The sequence below is a fragment of the Bacillus sp. AFS002410 genome, from assembly GCF_002556365.1.
GTDB lineage: Bacteria > Bacillota > Bacilli > Bacillales > Bacillaceae_G > Gottfriedia.
Genome location: NZ_NUEU01000087.1, coordinates 22,560 through 38,766 on the forward strand (window position 1 = coordinate 22,560; position 16,207 = coordinate 38,766).

Below are 16,207 nucleotides of genomic sequence, written 5' to 3' on the forward strand. Positions count from 1 at the left end.
TAACGCAATTGCAAGAAGCCAAATGAATGGCTTCTCTTACTCATATTTTATTTTAAACCTAATTGAGTTAAAACATCATCTAACGTTACACCTTTATAAGCAGTCTTAGCTTTAGGCGGATTTGGAACAGTACTATTTTGTAATCCGTAGTTTTTAATTACATAGTCCATATCTTTTTTATTTACAACTCCATCGAAGTTCAAATCAGCACTTGTTTTATTCGTGCCCCAAAACGTTTGGATATTTAGTGCATCTAAAATATCAATGACATTATCTTTATTCGTATCTCCAGCTGCCGCTTGAGCTAAGTTAAAACCTAGTCTCTTTCCAAGTTGCTCTCCTCGAACTTCCTCTGACAACAATAATGATTTAGTCATTGTAAAATGGCCTGGTACATCAACTTTTATTGTATAAGGTTTAGCATCAGGTTTTAGTCCATCTACAGCGTAACTACCATTTTTGTTTGTAAAGAATCCATTGGTAACATTTCCATCATAAGAAGTAACAGTAATTTTTGCGCCAATATTTTGTTGGTTTAAAGCCCAATTCGTTTGGTTAGAAGCAGGATCAATCGTGCCTTCTACTTTCATATTACCCTCTAATCTTGAGTAAGTTTGTTTTAAATCCATAGCTTCCATATAAGTATAAACGCTATTTGTAACAACATCTGATTGGTCAATTGTCGCTCCAGTGAATTCCATATTATACCAGTTTACAGGAAAGTTTTTCCAATAACGGTTAGCTGAAACTAGATCGAAATTAACTAGTTGCAGATCTTCAGGTAAAGTTTTATTTCCTAAATAATTAAATGTAATTGTATATGCTGAAGTATATCCATCGTTAGTGTTAGTAACACTTACTTGTGCATCACCATATTGCTTAACTGCATCACTTACAACAACATTTTTAATTGTAGCTAACTCTTTGTTATCTACCATTAATACTGGAATTGTAATCTTTGCTGTTTTTAAGTTTTTAATATTATTCGAACGAAGTGAGTAATTGATTGTATCACCAGTTGCAGCAGTTTGTTTATTTGCTTTTAAGTAATAATATGGATAACTATCAGAAACAAAAACGATTCTTTGCATTGCCGTAGCATCTGAAGTAAAGTTTCTAGCAGCATCCATTCCATAAAACTGAACTTTTAATGGAGTTGTTCTCTTTTTAACTAAAATTTGATCATGATAATTTCCATTTTTATCCGTATTTACAGGTTCTGCAAAGTATGGACTATCGTACTGGGAAACAATTTGATTACTTGATTGATCTACCGGAATTTCAAATTTATTAGCTTCGTTTGTCTCAGGATCATTTAAATTAATATTAAAGTCATATAAATATTCACCGTTTGAATCAAATTGACTATCTTTATATTCAATAACCTTTTGATCTAACTTATCAAAGCTTGAAGTCATAATCGGTGCACCCTTTTCATACATAAAATCTGCTGATTTAGAGAATGTTTTCCCTTGATCATTTGTTCCTATTAGTCTTAATTTATAGTGACCTGTTTTTGCCATAACAATTGAATTAGAAATAGGATTTTTCTGATCACCCGTGAATGGGAAATAAGCACCTTGGAATGCATATGCAATATTGTAAACTGTGTTTTCATCTACTCCAAAACCATCGAACGTTCCAAGGTATCCTACATCTTCACCAGTTGTTGCATCTTGAACGACAACGTCAATATATCTCAAATGTGATTTTTCTGAAAAACTAAATGACATGCCTGGATATGTTTGTTCTGGCCAAGTTGTATCTCCAGAATACATTGGATTAGCGATCGCAAGTGAATCAAAACCTTCATTTACTACTCGACCACCAAATGGAATTTGGTAAGTTTCTGTTGGATCTGCCGCATTTGTTAAGACGATATATCCTTCATATGTTCCTTTTTCTGCTGTCTTTGGAATAGTTAAATTAAACTTAATGTTTTTAGAGCTAATTCCATTTACTTTAACTGAGGTTGGTCCAGATAGAGTGACATTATTTTTCGCAGCATCTAATGAACCCCTTAATCCTGTTTGGAATTTAACATTCACATTAAATGTTTTTGCTTTTTCACTTCGATTTTTCAAAGTAACCGTACGGTCATCAGCAATATCTTGGTCATCGAATCCGTATGAACCGAAGCTCATGCCACCAGTTAATTCTTTTATCGCTTTTAGTTTACCTTTTTCATTGACTGTCGGAGTTTGATCATTTACCTGTAGTTCAACATTAGAATGAATTGCTTCATACGCATCAACTCGTCCGCTTCCTATTTCAAATACACTGTAAGCTTTAGATAAAGGATCTGCTGTATTCATTAAAATTGATTTGATATCTGCTGGTTGCAAGTCTTTGTTCGACTGTAGTAGTAATGCTGATACACCAGCTACATAAGGTGTAGCCATTGACGTACCAGATAAGCGCTCATATGCATATTTGTAATCTTCAGGGTGAGTTCCATCTACCGTTTTATTGTTCACATAAAACGGTACGGTTGACATAATTGCAACACCTGGTGCAGTTACTTCTGGTTTAATATCATAGTTCACTCGAGAAGGACCTCTTGAACTGAATCCTGCTAAATCATCACTTGCTGTTTGTACTTTTGTATAATCTCCGAATGAGAAGCTTGAATTTCCTGCTTGAATCGCTGCTAAGATTGCTTTACCTTCACTATTTGAAACTGAAAATGCAGGTACTGCATCAACTGATTCACCTAAGAAAGACTGAATTGCACCCTCCGCTTGGTTTGCTTCATCGTTATACATAAGTACTCCGACAGCACCTCTTGTTTTTGCATTTTTGATTTTGTCAATTAATGCATATGTTCCACGTTTGATGAAAGCAATTTTGCCATTTAAATCTTTCCCGTTAAAGTCTGATGCTGTTCCAGCTAGACCAACATCAACAAGTTGATATGTCTTACTTTTTAACTGTGTAAGATCATCAGAATAATTTCTTGCTAATTGTCTTACTGTGTAATTAACACCATTTTGTACGCCTGCGTATTGGTATACATCAAGTGAAATTGTTGATGCTCCAACTGTTAATGCTAATGCAGACGCTGCAGGTGAACCTAAAGTATAATTTTTATCTCCACTATTACCAGCTGCAACAACAGTCGTAACACCACTTAAAACAGCATTATTAACAGCAACTGAAGTCGCATATAATGGATCATTTAACGAGTTACCTAAAGACATATTAATAACGTCCATACCGTCACTCACTGCTCGATCCAATCCAGCAATAATGGCATCAGTTGTTCCGCTACCATATGGTCCAAGTACACGATAAGAATAAATATCGGCCTCAGGTGCCGCGCCTACCATTTTATACTCATTATCCGCTTTACCACGACCACCAATAATACCAGCAACATGTGTACCATGCTCTGTGTAGTAAGGTGCGGAGTTGCTTATTTCTGGTTTTCCTGACTTCTTCCAATCAGCATACGTTGTTTCCATTGGATCATTATCATTGTCAACGAAATCATATCCACCTTTAAATGCGTCCTTTAAATCTGGATGGTGATAATCAATCCCTGTATCTAAAATCCCTACTTTAATTCCTTTACCAGTGAAACCTTCAGCATGTAAACGATCTAAGCCATCATATGGCGTATAGTTTCCAACCTTTGCCTCATCAGCTTTTATTGTATTATTTTCTTCTGCAGTAGGTGGCTCAATTGAAAATGTTTCATTACTCCACACTGTTTTAACTGCTTTTGATTTTAATAGATTTTTTATTTGATTAGCTGGAAGGCTCATCGAAACACCGTTAAACGCATTTTTATATGAACGATTAACCTTGTATTCTACCTTCTTATTATTCTCGTCAACTAATACTTGTCCAACATCTTGATTAAACTTTTCATGATCTTGATTAATCAATTTCGTTGCTTCGGTTTCAGTTAAAGATTGCCCTTGAAGGCTCGCTTGGATTTGAGCAACTTTTGTAGGTTGATTATCAAACTGTACGATTACTGATGTTTGTTTAGTTGAAGTTTGGTCAATATTAGATGAAATTTGAAGACCTGTTTCTTCATTAGTTGAAAGATCTTTCAGTGCGGCTCTTTGTTGTGGAGTTAACTTCGCAAGTATATCCTCAACCTTTGAATAACCTGCGGCTTTTGTAAGATTTAAGTGGCTAAGTGATCCTAAAATAAAACTAGAAGAAAGAGCAACTACTGTTAGACTTTTGACAATCTTGTTATTGTACGATTTTTTCCCCATTTTTTAACTCCCTTGTCTCTTTATTACATTTGTAAATGTGAATGAATAACATTACTTTGATTTAATTGTGATGAACAGCTTTTAGTTCTCATTAAATTTTGTACGGCTCCATTACATACTACCCATGTTAATACCATTATTGAAAATAATGGAGGTTGAGTAAATTGGGGAAATTTAAGACTTAGTCGTTAATACAAAAGGCCTAATTGTTTATATTTTTTTTGAAATAAATTGTCATTTAATAAAATTTATTGTAGAAAAAATAGTCTTTTCGTTGTTTTTTTAATCTTCTTTTGATGAAATTTGTTGTATTTTGTAATGAAAAATAAGCTCGAATTTGGGGGAAAAATAGAAGTTCTTATAAAATAGTGAAGAAATTTGCAAAAATATAATAGATGTAATTTTCAGAATACTACATTTGCCCTATCAACCAGTCATACAAAATGGCGAAGAAAAAATGATTAACTCAACTTTCGCAGTTGAGTTGTAGCTTTAAACCTATGTGCCAGCTTTTCTGATTTTCATTACCATTCTATCAAACTAGCTTCTATTAATAGATTATTAAAATCAAGAAAATTCAGACATGTACAAAGTAGTATTTTTTTGTGTGACAAAAATATGTGGAATAGCACTTTTACTTTTTTAGTAAGTACATGCAATATTAGTTGTAAAAACAATAAATTGCTAAACTAAGCAAGGTCTATTCACTAAATTAAAAAATAGCTTGGAATCTCTCCAAGCTAAAATTGCCATCATTATCTTTTTAACAGAGCCTACCTTAATCCTTTTCAATCGTTCATTCTCCTGTTCACAAAACTTTTCAAATGATAAAGTTAAAGATGATAAGAACATTGATATAAACAATAAAAACAACAACGATATTATATAAAACATAACATATGTTAATATTAACAATAATGTAGTTGTTAATATATATGTTGAATATGATGATATCTTCAACATCTTGCTTCTGTGTACTTAAGATTGAACGCTTCTCGTTTCCTCATGTTTTATTCAGTTTTTTGATTAAGATCAATAACACCAAAGTCTTCTTTTTAAGCTAGAATTTAGTCTAGAACCGGCAAATGGCAACTGAGGGGCAATGGAACGTAAGTTTTTTAAGTCTATATCTGAACTAAAAAACTACTAATATTAGTCATTGAATAGTTAAGGTGTAATTGTAAAAATTAGTGCATCCTCTTTGTTTAATAATCGTAGGGATTTCATTTCTACTAAATTTGATTTTTATAACAGGAAGTATGGCTGGTATGGCCACTGCTGCTTTTTCGTTACGCTTAATTTTTATACTTTAATGGAAGTTCTTTGGTTTAACATATCGCTTACCAAACCTAATTACCGAAAGAATAAAGGATTGGTAAACTTATATAGTCTTAATTACCGAAAATGTAACACTGGTGAATATTATCGAATCTAGCTGCCGAAGTAGCAGGTGATATATCAACAATCTTTTCTTTATAGTCATTTCTAAATCTTTTATTATGTGCCGTTTTATATACATGAACTTCTCCTGTTTCAAGATTCATAGAAGGCACAACTATTCGTTTTGAGCATTCACCAACGCTTATTCCCAAAACTATTCTCAAGTGATACTCTTAAGGGCTTCATATCATATATATTGGAGTCATCCAAATTAAATAAATTGAGTCAGAGCTATTTTGTAATCCAGTATCAATTGCACTCCTGAATCAAAAGCTTTACGAGCTGAAGCAATTGCAGCTTCAGTATCTTTTTTTCCTGCTTTTCCTAATTTGGTGATAACTTCCCCGGTTGCTGGGTTTTTCACACTAAACGTTTCACCACTCTTTGCAATTAATTAAAATGGCCTGGCTCTTTACAAACTACCCACCAGAGAAAACGCTTACAAAATATGTGCAATTTCTAGAATATAAGATAAAATGAAAGTAAGTTTTGGTAATAAGGATTTTTTTAATTTAAAAATTTTGAATTATCCAAATTTATCGGATAACTTCAGCAATACTTATTAAAATTAAGGTTTGTAATACCTTGTTCAAATTACTAATATCTAAAAAAAGAGGACATATTTTTTTATTATTTAAACTAACTTCTAATCTAATAATCTATATAAAAAGGTGGTCATCCTATGCACATTCAAAAACTAAAGATTCTTTCTGAAGTTGCTAATACAGGGTCTTTATCAAAAGCTAGCAAGAATCTTCATATAAGCCAGTCTGGTATTAGTCAGGATATTAAAAAAATAGAGAATGAATTAGGTGTAAAAATTTTCGATCGCTCTTGTAATGGGCTCGTTCAAACATACAAAGGTACGAAAATTGTAAAAAAGGCAAATGAAGTTTTATTAAAATATGAAGAAATGATTGAAGAAACTAGAAAAATTTTAGATATACATTCTGGAAATCTGAGAGTGTCTATGATTCCTGCTTTTTTTACTTATTTATTGAAACCATTAATGGAATATAAAAGCTTATATTCAAATTTATCAATAGAAATTTTAGAAAATATAAGTGAACTGACAGTTGAATCGGTTCAACAGAATAAAGCTGAAATTGGCCTTATCTGCATATACAAGGATATATTAAAAAATATGGAGACATTAAATTTCGAACCAATCCTTGAAGGAAGAATGAAGGTTTATATAAGTAGTGATTCACCGTTCGCAATAAAAAAACAATAACTCCAGAAGAAATCCTGCAGCAAGATATTGTCTTATATAATAGTGATTATATAAAATGGTTTATTCATAACTTTCAGCGTTCCTATGGACAAATGAACATATTATTTTCATCAAATCAAACTGAAGAACTATCACGATTAATCTCAAATGGACTAGCTATTAGCTTTGCACCTGATTTCGCTTCTAAAAGTAACCCATATGTTTTAGAAGGCAAAATTGTTGAGCTTGAAATTATTAACTATGAACCAGTTAATGTGACTCTTGGTATCATTCAGACTAAGAATAGAGCTCCATCAAAAATAGAAAAACATTTGATCCAGTTTATTAAAACAAAATTAAAATATAATAAAATTTAAAATTAGTACAATAAAATTAAAACCCCTGATTCCTATTTGTCTTACCCTTGTTAAGTAGACACTTAAATAAAAGGTATACTATCTAAACAGCCTTATCCCTATATTCTATAGGGCTTGTTCCTATTTCTTTTTTTGTATCTTAGCTTGATCTTATTTGATTTCAAGTGAAAGGTATAAAGAATAAAATAAAGCCCAATGTTAAAGGTAATAAAATATCGTTTGATGTATACATTGAATCAGAAGGAAGAATAGCTAAATATTGGAATCCAAAATTAAGATCTGCTTTCAAAGAAAAAAATGTAAAAAGAGTGGAAACAGCTCCATCAAACAAAAGAATTAATGTCTTTTGAAACATTTAAACCTACGAGATTCTTTACTATCCCTCTTTATCAGTTCCAAAAAAAAACAGAAAAACCACAATTTGGTTTCTCTGTTTTAAATTTCTTATGAAATTACCACTCTACTAACAAATTCTATGCTAGTCTTTTTTCCATTTCTTCAAATTGTTTTTCTATTTTTTGACTTTGATTTGAAGTTAGCAAACTAACTATGATAACAGCTAATAAGCTAAAAAAGAATCCTGGTACCATTTCGTATAGATTAATCGTTTGTTTAATAGCATCTACACTAATCCAAATAATAACCGTTAAAGCTCCTACAATCATACCCGCAAGTGCTCCCCAGCGAGTCATTCGTTTCCAGAATAAACTTAATAAAATTGCTGGTCCAAATGCAGCTCCGAAGCCTGCCCAAGCATTACCTACAAGGTTTAGAATCGTATCATTTGGTTTTAATGACAATAAGAGCGATACAAGTGCAACGATTAAAACAGCTAAACGCCCAACACGTACAAGCTCTTTCTCCGTAGCATTTTGTTTACCAAAAATACGATATAAATCCTCAGTTAATGCACTTGATGTTACTAAAAGCTGTGAAGAAATTGTACTCATAATAGCTGCTAAAATAGCAGATAACAAGAAACCCGTAATTAAAGGATGAAATAAAGTATTTGAGAAAAAGATAAAGATTGTTTCAGGATCCTTTAACGTTAAATTGTTAATAGATATATAAGCAATACCTACAAGTCCTGTAAGTGTCGCACCTACGATTGTAAAAAGCATCCAACTCATTCCGATTCGTCGAGCTGGTTTTAATTCTTTTACAGTCGATATTGCCATAAAGCGTACAATAATATGTGGTTGTCCAAAATAACCTAATCCCCAAGCAAGTAATGAAACAATACCAACGAAGGAAGTTCCCGTGAAGATATTTAATAATTTTGGATCAATATGTTGTATCTCATCAAATACAGGTTTTACACCACCTAAATTCGTAAAAGCTACCAAAGGAACCATTATAAGAGCAATAAACATAATTAAACCTTGAACAAAATCTGTTAAACTAACAGCCAAGAAGCCACCGAATAATGTATAAGCAATTACAACTCCTGCCGTTACAAACAGCCCAATTTTATAATCGATTCCGAATGCGGATTCAAATAATGTACCTCCAGATACAAGTCCAGCTGAGCAATACAATGTAAAGAAAATAATAATAACAATTGCTGAAGCGATTCTTAATATTCTACTTGTATCTTGGAATCTTTTTTCAAAGTAATTTGGGATTGTAATCGAATTGTCTGCAACCTCTGTAAAAACTCTTAGTCTAGGCGCTAAAAGTAAATAGTTAAAATATGCCCCAACCGTAAGTCCAATGGCAATCCATACAGAAGAAATTCCAGTCGCATACATTGCTCCAGGTAATCCCATCAACATCCAGCCACTCATATCAGCTGCACCAGCTGAAAGCGCAGTAACTGCTGGTCCAAGACCACGGTCTCCTAGCATATACTCAGATAGGCTATTAGTAGATTTTTTATAAGCGTATATACCAATAGCTAACATAAAAATAAAGTAAATAGAAATTGATATAAGTACTTGCGTATCCATGACATTCCTCCGTTTTACAATGAAGTAGAAAAAAACTATTAATTGATAACATTCTATTCAAGAGAATATATCCATATTGTGTAGAAAAGACTCTTTACTTCTACATAAAATTATCTTATTATAATAACCTGAAAATTACAATTATTATATAAAAGTAAAACTATTTAAAAAATTCAAATCATTTTTATAAAATCCAAATCATTTAATTGTGTTTTAAAAGTACCGATATACATTTGCATCCTAAGTGAAAAATAAAGAAAACAACTTCATAAGGATCTAAATGAAAACCAAAATAAAAAAAGACAAACTTTTATAAGTTTGTCTTTTTTAGCTAAAACAGTGTTCTTAATACACAGTTCCAGTTTTATCTATTTTCACTTTAATATATATTTGATATTGAATATTTCTATATTCTTTTATCCAATCAATTTTTCTTCAAATTTTTGGACGTGTACTTGCTATTTTTCCACCAATTCCTAAAGCATCACAATTAGCTTTTAGTAGAGATTTGTGATTTCATTGGCTTGTTTTATAAGCTTTTTTTGAGAGTTCTTTACTTAGGACATATTTATCCCTTTAAGGTTCCAAGTATTTTCTGTTCCAGTGCACGCATAGAAGAAACTATTTTTATAACACTCTTGTGTCAATTCTTTACATGTAATAGTTATTTCTGTTTCACTGCAATCAGGTGATTCTTCAATGATGATTTTCAATTTATTCACCACCTTTTTACGTTAAATATTTACGTTTAGTATATGATAGTCCTTAAGCACAGCAAACATCGGATTGACTAAGCTGCTATGTAATGTTACTAAGTTACAAAAATAAGGATCTATATATTTAATCCATACCTAAAAATTAAAAGTGCCTGTTACAATTGAACAGATTTGCTCACTTGTGACAGGCATCTCATATTATTTACTTATTAATACAATTTCTCTTTTAACCAGTTAAAATATCTTCATTGGGATATTTAATTCTTGAATTCACAGGTTTGGCTAATGACAACGCAAGTGTTAGAGGACCAATTTTGCCTAAAAACATAATAAAAACAATTATTAATTTACCAATGACTGATAAACTAGCTGTAAATCCCATCGATAAACCAACCGTACCAAAAGCAGAAATTACCTCAAACAAAATTTTAATAAAATCTGCCTTTTCCGTTATGCTAAGAATAAATACAGCTATACTGATAAAGATAAGTGCAATTGTAGAAATGGCCAATGACCGAAAGATAAAATTCTCACTGATTGAACGATTAGCAATTTCGATTTCTCGTCTTCCTTTTAAAAATGAAATAACACCTAGAATGATGACCATGAAGGTTGTTAACTTGATGCCCCCTCCAGTTGAACCACTTCCTGCTCCAACAAACATTAGAATAATCATTAAGAAAATCGTAGAATGGTCAAGTTGACTAATATCTACTGAATTAAAACCCGCTGTTCTTGGGCTTGTTGCTTGAAAATAGGAAGCCCATAGCTTATCCGACAGAGAATGTAACCCTCCAAGTGTATTTGGATTATTGTACTCTAACGTAAAAATAAAGAACATGGCAATAAAATTTAGAAGTAATGTCCCAACTAGCATAATTTTAGAATGCAAACTTAACTTTTTAAAGCTCTTCTTTTGCCATATATCAGCTAACACTGTAAATCCAATTCCTCCAATAATAAATAATAAAGAAACGACGATATTTATAAGTGGATCTCCTACATACCTTATTAAGTTATCCGAAAACAATGAAAATCCCGCGTTATTATACGCAGAAATGGCATGGAAAAAGCTTAAATAGACGCCTCTTCCAAAACCATATTCTGGTACCCATCTAATTGAAAGAAATATCATCGCAATAAACTCAACTAGAAATGATATGATAAATAAGTTCTTAACTAATTTTATCACTCCACCGATCGAGTTTTGATTTAGTGCCTGTTGTACAAGAATCCGTTCTTTAATTCCAATTTTTTTCCCCAACATTATAAAGACCAAAATTGCAAAAGACATGATACCTAATCCGCCAAATTGAATGAGAAAGGTTATGACTAATTCTCCAAAAAGAGTAAACGTTTTTTCGGTATCCACTACTCCTAATCCAGTAACTGTGCTAGCCGAGGTAGCTGTAAATAGAGCATCAATCCAACTGATAGACTTAGTAGTTGCAAAAGGTAACTTGAGTAAAATTGTTCCTAAAGTAACAAAGCAACCAAATACCAATATTAGTAATTGGTAAGGCGAAATATTTGCCTTCCTTTTCATTCTTATACGCCTTCTTCCTCAAACCTTTTGATATCATCATTGTGTCCAATGACTATTAAAATATCTTCTTTATGAATTTTATAATCCCTTAATGAAGAAACAATCATTTCGTCGTTTCGTTGGAATCCAACTATATTACAACCGTACTTAGCCCGAACATCTAATTCCACCAGTGTTTTGTTATGTATTTTTTCCGTTGCACGAATCTCTACAATGCTATGGTTTTTGGATAGCTCAAAATAGTCAACCATCTTGTCAGTGACAATGTGACGAGCAATTCGTTTCGCCATATCTCTCTCGGGATGTATCACACGATCTACACCAATTTTTTCCAAAACTCTTTGGTGATAATCATTTTGTGCTTTTGCCCATACTTGCGGTATACCTAACTCTTTTAATAAGAGCGATGTTAGTATACTTCCTTCTATGTTGTTTCCAAACGAAACAAAAACATGATCAAAATTTCGTATACCTAATGTTTTTAAAGTTAATTCGTCAATTCCATTAGCTTGTACAACATGAGTCGCATATTCTGTATATTCATTAACTTTCTCTAAATCTAAATCAACGGCTAATACATCCACACCTAATTCTGAAAATGCTTTAACTAAACTTCCTCCAAATCGACCTAAACCAAATACTGCAAATTGTTTTTTCACCGTTACCTTGCTCCTTTCATTTAAAGATGACCATTCTTATTAATAAGAATGGTCATCTTATAAACCCTTCTCTTAAAAATCTTAATTAAAATACTTCCTAATTATATTTTCTTTTAATATAGTAGACTTTATATTTAAATTTGAGTTTATTCGTAGCATTTGAGCAATTACATAAAATATTTGTAAATTAATTGATTTACATTAGAAATTTAACATATAGATATAAGTTGGATAAAAGAAGTGAAAATAATGTGATTGGAAGACCTATCTTCAAGAAATCCCAATATCCAAACTTGTGTCCTTCTCTTGATGCAATTCCTGCTGCTACAACATTTGCAGAAGCACCTATTAATGTTCCATTTCCGCCAAGACAAGCCCCTAATGCAAGTGACCACCATAGCACTTCAATTTGCGGAGCATCTGGTGAAAGCCCCATCCCTACGGATAAATCTTGAATTAAAGGTATCATGGTTGCAACAAAAGGTATATTATCGATTGTAGCCGAGGCAATTCCTGACACCCATAATATTAAAGGTGCCGCTATATGAATATTGCCATTTGTTAATTCTAAAACTTTTTTAGCTAATGATCCGATTAATCCAATATCCACTAAACCACCTACAAGTACAAATAAACCTGCAAAGAAAAAAATAGTCACCCATTCTATATTCGCAAATACATCTTCTAAATCATGTTCTTTTACGCCAATGATCATTAAAATTGTTGCGCCCACCATTGCTACAAGCGCTGCATCTAAATGTAAAATAGAGTGAAGGATAAATCCTAATAAAGTTATACCAAGTACGATGAGAGATTTTATTAATAGAGATTTATCTTTTATATACTCTGTTTCATTGATTGACATCAATGTTTGAATTTGGTCTGAGGTTGTTACTAACTTTTTTCGATAAATAAAATAAATAATGATTGTTGTTGCCAGAACAATGATTCCAATAATAGGTGCTAAATTAATTAAAAAAGAATTAAATGATAAATGTTTATTAGCTGAACCAATCATAATATTAGGAGGATCACCAATCAATGTCGCTGTTCCACCCATATTTGAATAAATAACTTCAAGGATTAAAAATGGTCTTGGATCGACTTTTAAAATTTTAGTTATAGATAATGTAATTGGAACGATTAATAAGATCGTTGTTACGTTGTCAAGAAATGCTGAACAAATTGCTGTTAATAATGACAATGAAATTAGTATTAGGATTGGTTGTCCTTTTGAGATTTTAGCTGTCTTTATCGCTATATATTCAAATAGCCCAGATTTACTTGTAATATATACTATGATCATCATTCCAATTAAAAGCGTAATAGTTTCCCACTCAATATGAGTTGTTAATGCTGAATGCAAATCAACTGCTCCAATACCCACTATTATGCCTGCCCCTAATAATGCAATTAACGCTCTATTCAATTTTTCAGTTATAATAAAAGCATATGCAAGTAAAAAGACTACAATAGTTGCATAATATCTCCAATTATATCCATGTTCTAAATGTTCCATATCTTTCTCCCCCGAAACTTATATTATGTTTATCTTAATTTAACCTACTTGCAACTGAATAAACAATTTCAGATTCAAATATAATAATTTGAAGAAATCTTTTTACCTCCGAATCGAATTAACAAATCGCAATGTGCTTAAACCAAAACAAAAAAAGCCTGTCCCCAAGGCATAATACTCCCTTGTTTGACAGACTCCTCCTTTAAAAACATATGTATTTCTTCTAGTATATCATCTAATAGTAAAATAGATGTAATCATAATTAAAATTATAATTCTTTGTGAATATTTTCAAATTAATACTTTACGTCATATCAAAAGTAAATCTAATAATTAGGTAGAGGTGCTACATGGAAACAATTTATTTAGTTTTTGGAAAAGGATTTAAAAAAGAAGATATTATCTATGTCGGTACGGAAAAAGATGAAGCAATTAATTACTATTTTGCCTGCCATAACGTAGATCTTGATAATCAAATTGATATATCATATGGCATAAATTATAACGATAGTTGGATACAAACTTGGAAAAATGGCAAATTAGTAGAAAAAGAATGGCGACCAAATATAAATGGGTTAGAATAAACTACAAAATTTTTAAAGAAACAAGCAAATTTGCTTGTTTTTTTGAATATATCCAATTGATTATTACTGTCCAGCTTGTTCTTTATCTTTTAAATACATAATGACTTTAGGGATACTCAAACCTTGAACTAACAATGAAAACACTACATTCGCATATACAATTAACAAGATATTTTCTCTATACGGAAAATCGGCAGGTAAAGTTAGTGCCAGTGCAATTGACAAAGCTCCTTTTAATCCTCCCCAATTAATAAGGAACTTTTCATGTTTTGTAAAAGTTTTAATTTTTAACAGACTAATATATACAGCAATTGTTCTAGCAATTAATACAATAATGATCGTTACTAACGAAACCTTCCAATTTTCTAGAACGTCTAAACGATAAACTACTAGACCAATGAGTAGGAATAAAATTGTATTTCCTACAAACGAAACGATGTCCCAAAAACTTGCTATGTAATCCTCTGTCACCGAGCTCATTCCAATTTTCTTTCCATAGTTCCCAAATACAATGCCTCCAACAACAACAGCGATTACTCCACTCCCATGAAAATGCTCAGAAATAAGATAACTTCCATATAAAAGTAAAAAAGATACCATTGTTTCAAGAGGATAATTGTCTACGAAACTAATCATGTATGAAGCTAAAAATCCTAAACCTAATCCTATAACAGTTCCAATCAGAACAACTTTAAAGAATAAAAAAATACCCGCCCAAATTCCTGATATACCCATGTTTATATAACTTAATAGGAATACGGTAGATATTTTAAAAAATACAACTGCTATTCCATCATTAAACAGACTTTCGCCTTCTAAACTAGCTGCCATACTTTTCTTTACACTGTATGTTTTAAACATACCCATTACTGAAATAGGATCAGTTGCACACATAAGAGAAGCAATTGTAAAGGATACTACTACTGGTAACCTACAAATAAAAATCAATGCCACTGCAACAAGTACAAACGTTAAGAGTGTACCTAAAAGAGCTAAACTTAAAATTTCATTTTTGTATTTTTTAATTTCTCTATATTCAAACTTCATCGACGCCTCACCTAGAAGAGAGGGTAAAAAAAGACCAAGTACAATCAACGAAAAGGTCTCACTATTTGTAAATAAATCAGCAATTTTATCTAAAAAATCAATATTCAATAAACCAATGACTAAACCAATAATGACAAGAAATATTGTGTATGGTTTATTAAATTTATTTGCAATCAACCATGATATTACTCCAAATAGAAGCAATATTAAGAATTCTCCTATTATTATATTTGAAATTTCTAACAAACCGTGTTCCATTTAATCTCTCCTTTATAGAAATTAGACACACATCAATAACAGTTGAGTAACAAGTGTAGTCTGAAATGATGGAAATAGATAACTTAATCCTCCAGAAATTTGCTGTGCACCAATGACTATTGATGGGACAATGCCAAAAACGGTTGCTAGTACAGCCAAAATATCTATGGTTCGCCCTATCCATGATGAGGAATTTGTATTAAAAAGAGGAGAAACTGTTGAGCTTATTGTTCCTTTTCAAAAAAAGAAACACCCCTATTTATTTTTAGTTATGGTGTTTCTATTTTGTTTTTACCGATTTATTCGCCTTTACTTTGTTCTTTAACAGGATTAGAAATCCCTCCAGGAGGCAGAACTAAAATATTATCCCGTTGACTTTTAAATCGAAATGGAGCAAAAGGGGCAAAATATGGCTCGCTAAATGAACGAAGACTGCATAAATGGAACAAAATTATCATGCTCACTATTAATATTCCAAACAAGCCAATATATGCTCCAGCCATTAATATTAAATATCGAAAAAGCCTCGCTACAATCGACATATTGTAGTATGGTATAGCGAAACTGGCTATTGCAGTAACCGCAACAATAATAATCATGGAATTTGATATAAACCCAGCTTGAACGGCTGCTTGTCCTAATATTAAGGCACCGACTATTGAAAGTGT

At 31.8% G+C, this 16,207-nt stretch carries 13 protein-coding genes and 1 pseudogene; 4 read left to right on the top strand and 10 right to left on the bottom strand.

Annotated elements, in window-relative coordinates; all coding sequences use genetic code 11:
* Positions 1–47 precede the first annotated feature (47 nt).
* From CN692_RS22045 to CN692_RS25900, 3 genes are all read right to left on the bottom strand, one after another.
* Positions 48–4,232 (bottom strand): S8 family serine peptidase, encoded by a 4,185-nt coding sequence (locus CN692_RS22045; protein WP_098121278.1) that lies wholly within the window; start codon positions 4,230–4,232, stop codon positions 48–50.
* A gap of 1,391 nt (positions 4,233–5,623) precedes the next feature.
* The gene (locus tag CN692_RS22050) at positions 5,624–5,836 is read right to left on the bottom strand and encodes a hypothetical protein (RefSeq protein WP_098121279.1); all 213 of its coding nucleotides are present in this window, start codon (positions 5,834–5,836) and stop codon (positions 5,624–5,626) included.
* 47 nt (positions 5,837–5,883) lie between these two features.
* Complete coding sequence (locus CN692_RS25900; RefSeq protein ID WP_142317565.1) at positions 5,884–6,063, bottom strand: aldehyde dehydrogenase family protein; 180 nt, start codon at positions 6,061–6,063, stop codon at positions 5,884–5,886.
* 291 nt (positions 6,064–6,354) lie between these two features.
* Between CN692_RS25900 and CN692_RS22055 the strand changes: the two genes are divergently transcribed.
* The 3 genes from CN692_RS22055 to CN692_RS27260 all read left to right on the top strand — a co-directional run bounded on the left by CN692_RS22055 (position 6,355) and on the right by CN692_RS27260 (position 7,612).
* Positions 6,355–6,906: a LysR family transcriptional regulator gene (locus CN692_RS22055; protein ID WP_098121280.1), complete on the top strand. Its 552-nt coding sequence runs from the start codon at positions 6,355–6,357 to the stop codon at positions 6,904–6,906.
* A 26-nt stretch (positions 6,907–6,932) separates the two neighbouring features.
* The gene (locus CN692_RS22060) at positions 6,933–7,262 is read left to right on the top strand and encodes a LysR substrate-binding domain-containing protein (protein WP_257144095.1); all 330 of its coding nucleotides are present in this window, start codon (positions 6,933–6,935) and stop codon (positions 7,260–7,262) included.
* Between the two features lie 164 nt (positions 7,263–7,426).
* Positions 7,427–7,612: a Ger(x)C family spore germination C-terminal domain-containing protein gene (locus tag CN692_RS27260; RefSeq protein ID WP_373605050.1), complete on the top strand. Its 186-nt coding sequence runs from the start codon at positions 7,427–7,429 to the stop codon at positions 7,610–7,612.
* A gap of 123 nt (positions 7,613–7,735) precedes the next feature.
* On the opposite strand, the gene putP is transcribed toward CN692_RS27260, so the two are convergent.
* The 4 genes from putP to CN692_RS22085 all read right to left on the bottom strand — a co-directional run bounded on the left by putP (position 7,736) and on the right by CN692_RS22085 (position 13,651).
* The gene (gene putP, locus CN692_RS22070; protein WP_098121283.1) at positions 7,736–9,211 is read right to left on the bottom strand and encodes a sodium/proline symporter PutP; all 1,476 of its coding nucleotides are present in this window, start codon (positions 9,209–9,211) and stop codon (positions 7,736–7,738) included.
* 942 nt (positions 9,212–10,153) lie between these two features.
* On the bottom strand, positions 10,154–11,473 hold the full coding sequence (locus CN692_RS22075) for a TrkH family potassium uptake protein (protein WP_098121284.1): 1,320 nt from the start codon (positions 11,471–11,473) through the stop codon (positions 10,154–10,156).
* Positions 11,474–11,475: 2 nt separating this feature from the next.
* On the bottom strand, positions 11,476–12,132 hold the full coding sequence (locus tag CN692_RS22080) for a potassium channel family protein (RefSeq protein WP_098121285.1): 657 nt from the start codon (positions 12,130–12,132) through the stop codon (positions 11,476–11,478).
* 196 nt (positions 12,133–12,328) lie between these two features.
* The gene (locus CN692_RS22085; RefSeq protein WP_098121286.1) at positions 12,329–13,651 is read right to left on the bottom strand and encodes an ArsB/NhaD family transporter; all 1,323 of its coding nucleotides are present in this window, start codon (positions 13,649–13,651) and stop codon (positions 12,329–12,331) included.
* Between the two features lie 349 nt (positions 13,652–14,000).
* On the opposite strand from CN692_RS22085, the gene CN692_RS22090 reads away from it, so the two are divergent.
* The gene (locus CN692_RS22090; RefSeq protein ID WP_098121287.1) at positions 14,001–14,234 is read left to right on the top strand and encodes a hypothetical protein; all 234 of its coding nucleotides are present in this window, start codon (positions 14,001–14,003) and stop codon (positions 14,232–14,234) included.
* A gap of 63 nt (positions 14,235–14,297) precedes the next feature.
* Here the strand turns inward: CN692_RS22090 and CN692_RS22095 are convergent, their stop codons facing one another.
* From CN692_RS22095 to CN692_RS22105, 3 genes and pseudogenes are all read right to left on the bottom strand, one after another.
* Positions 14,298–15,539 carry a cation:proton antiporter gene (locus CN692_RS22095; RefSeq protein ID WP_098121288.1) on the bottom strand — a complete coding sequence of 414 codons (1,242 nt, stop codon included), beginning with the start codon at positions 15,537–15,539 and terminating at the stop codon, positions 14,298–14,300.
* 24 nt (positions 15,540–15,563) lie between these two features.
* A pseudogene (locus tag CN692_RS22100) lies at positions 15,564–15,770 on the bottom strand (BCCT family transporter); the annotation flags it as partial.
* Positions 15,771–15,838: 68 nt separating this feature from the next.
* Positions 15,839–16,207: spore germination protein (locus tag CN692_RS22105; protein WP_142317566.1), on the bottom strand; the 369-nt coding region annotated here is incomplete at its 5' end.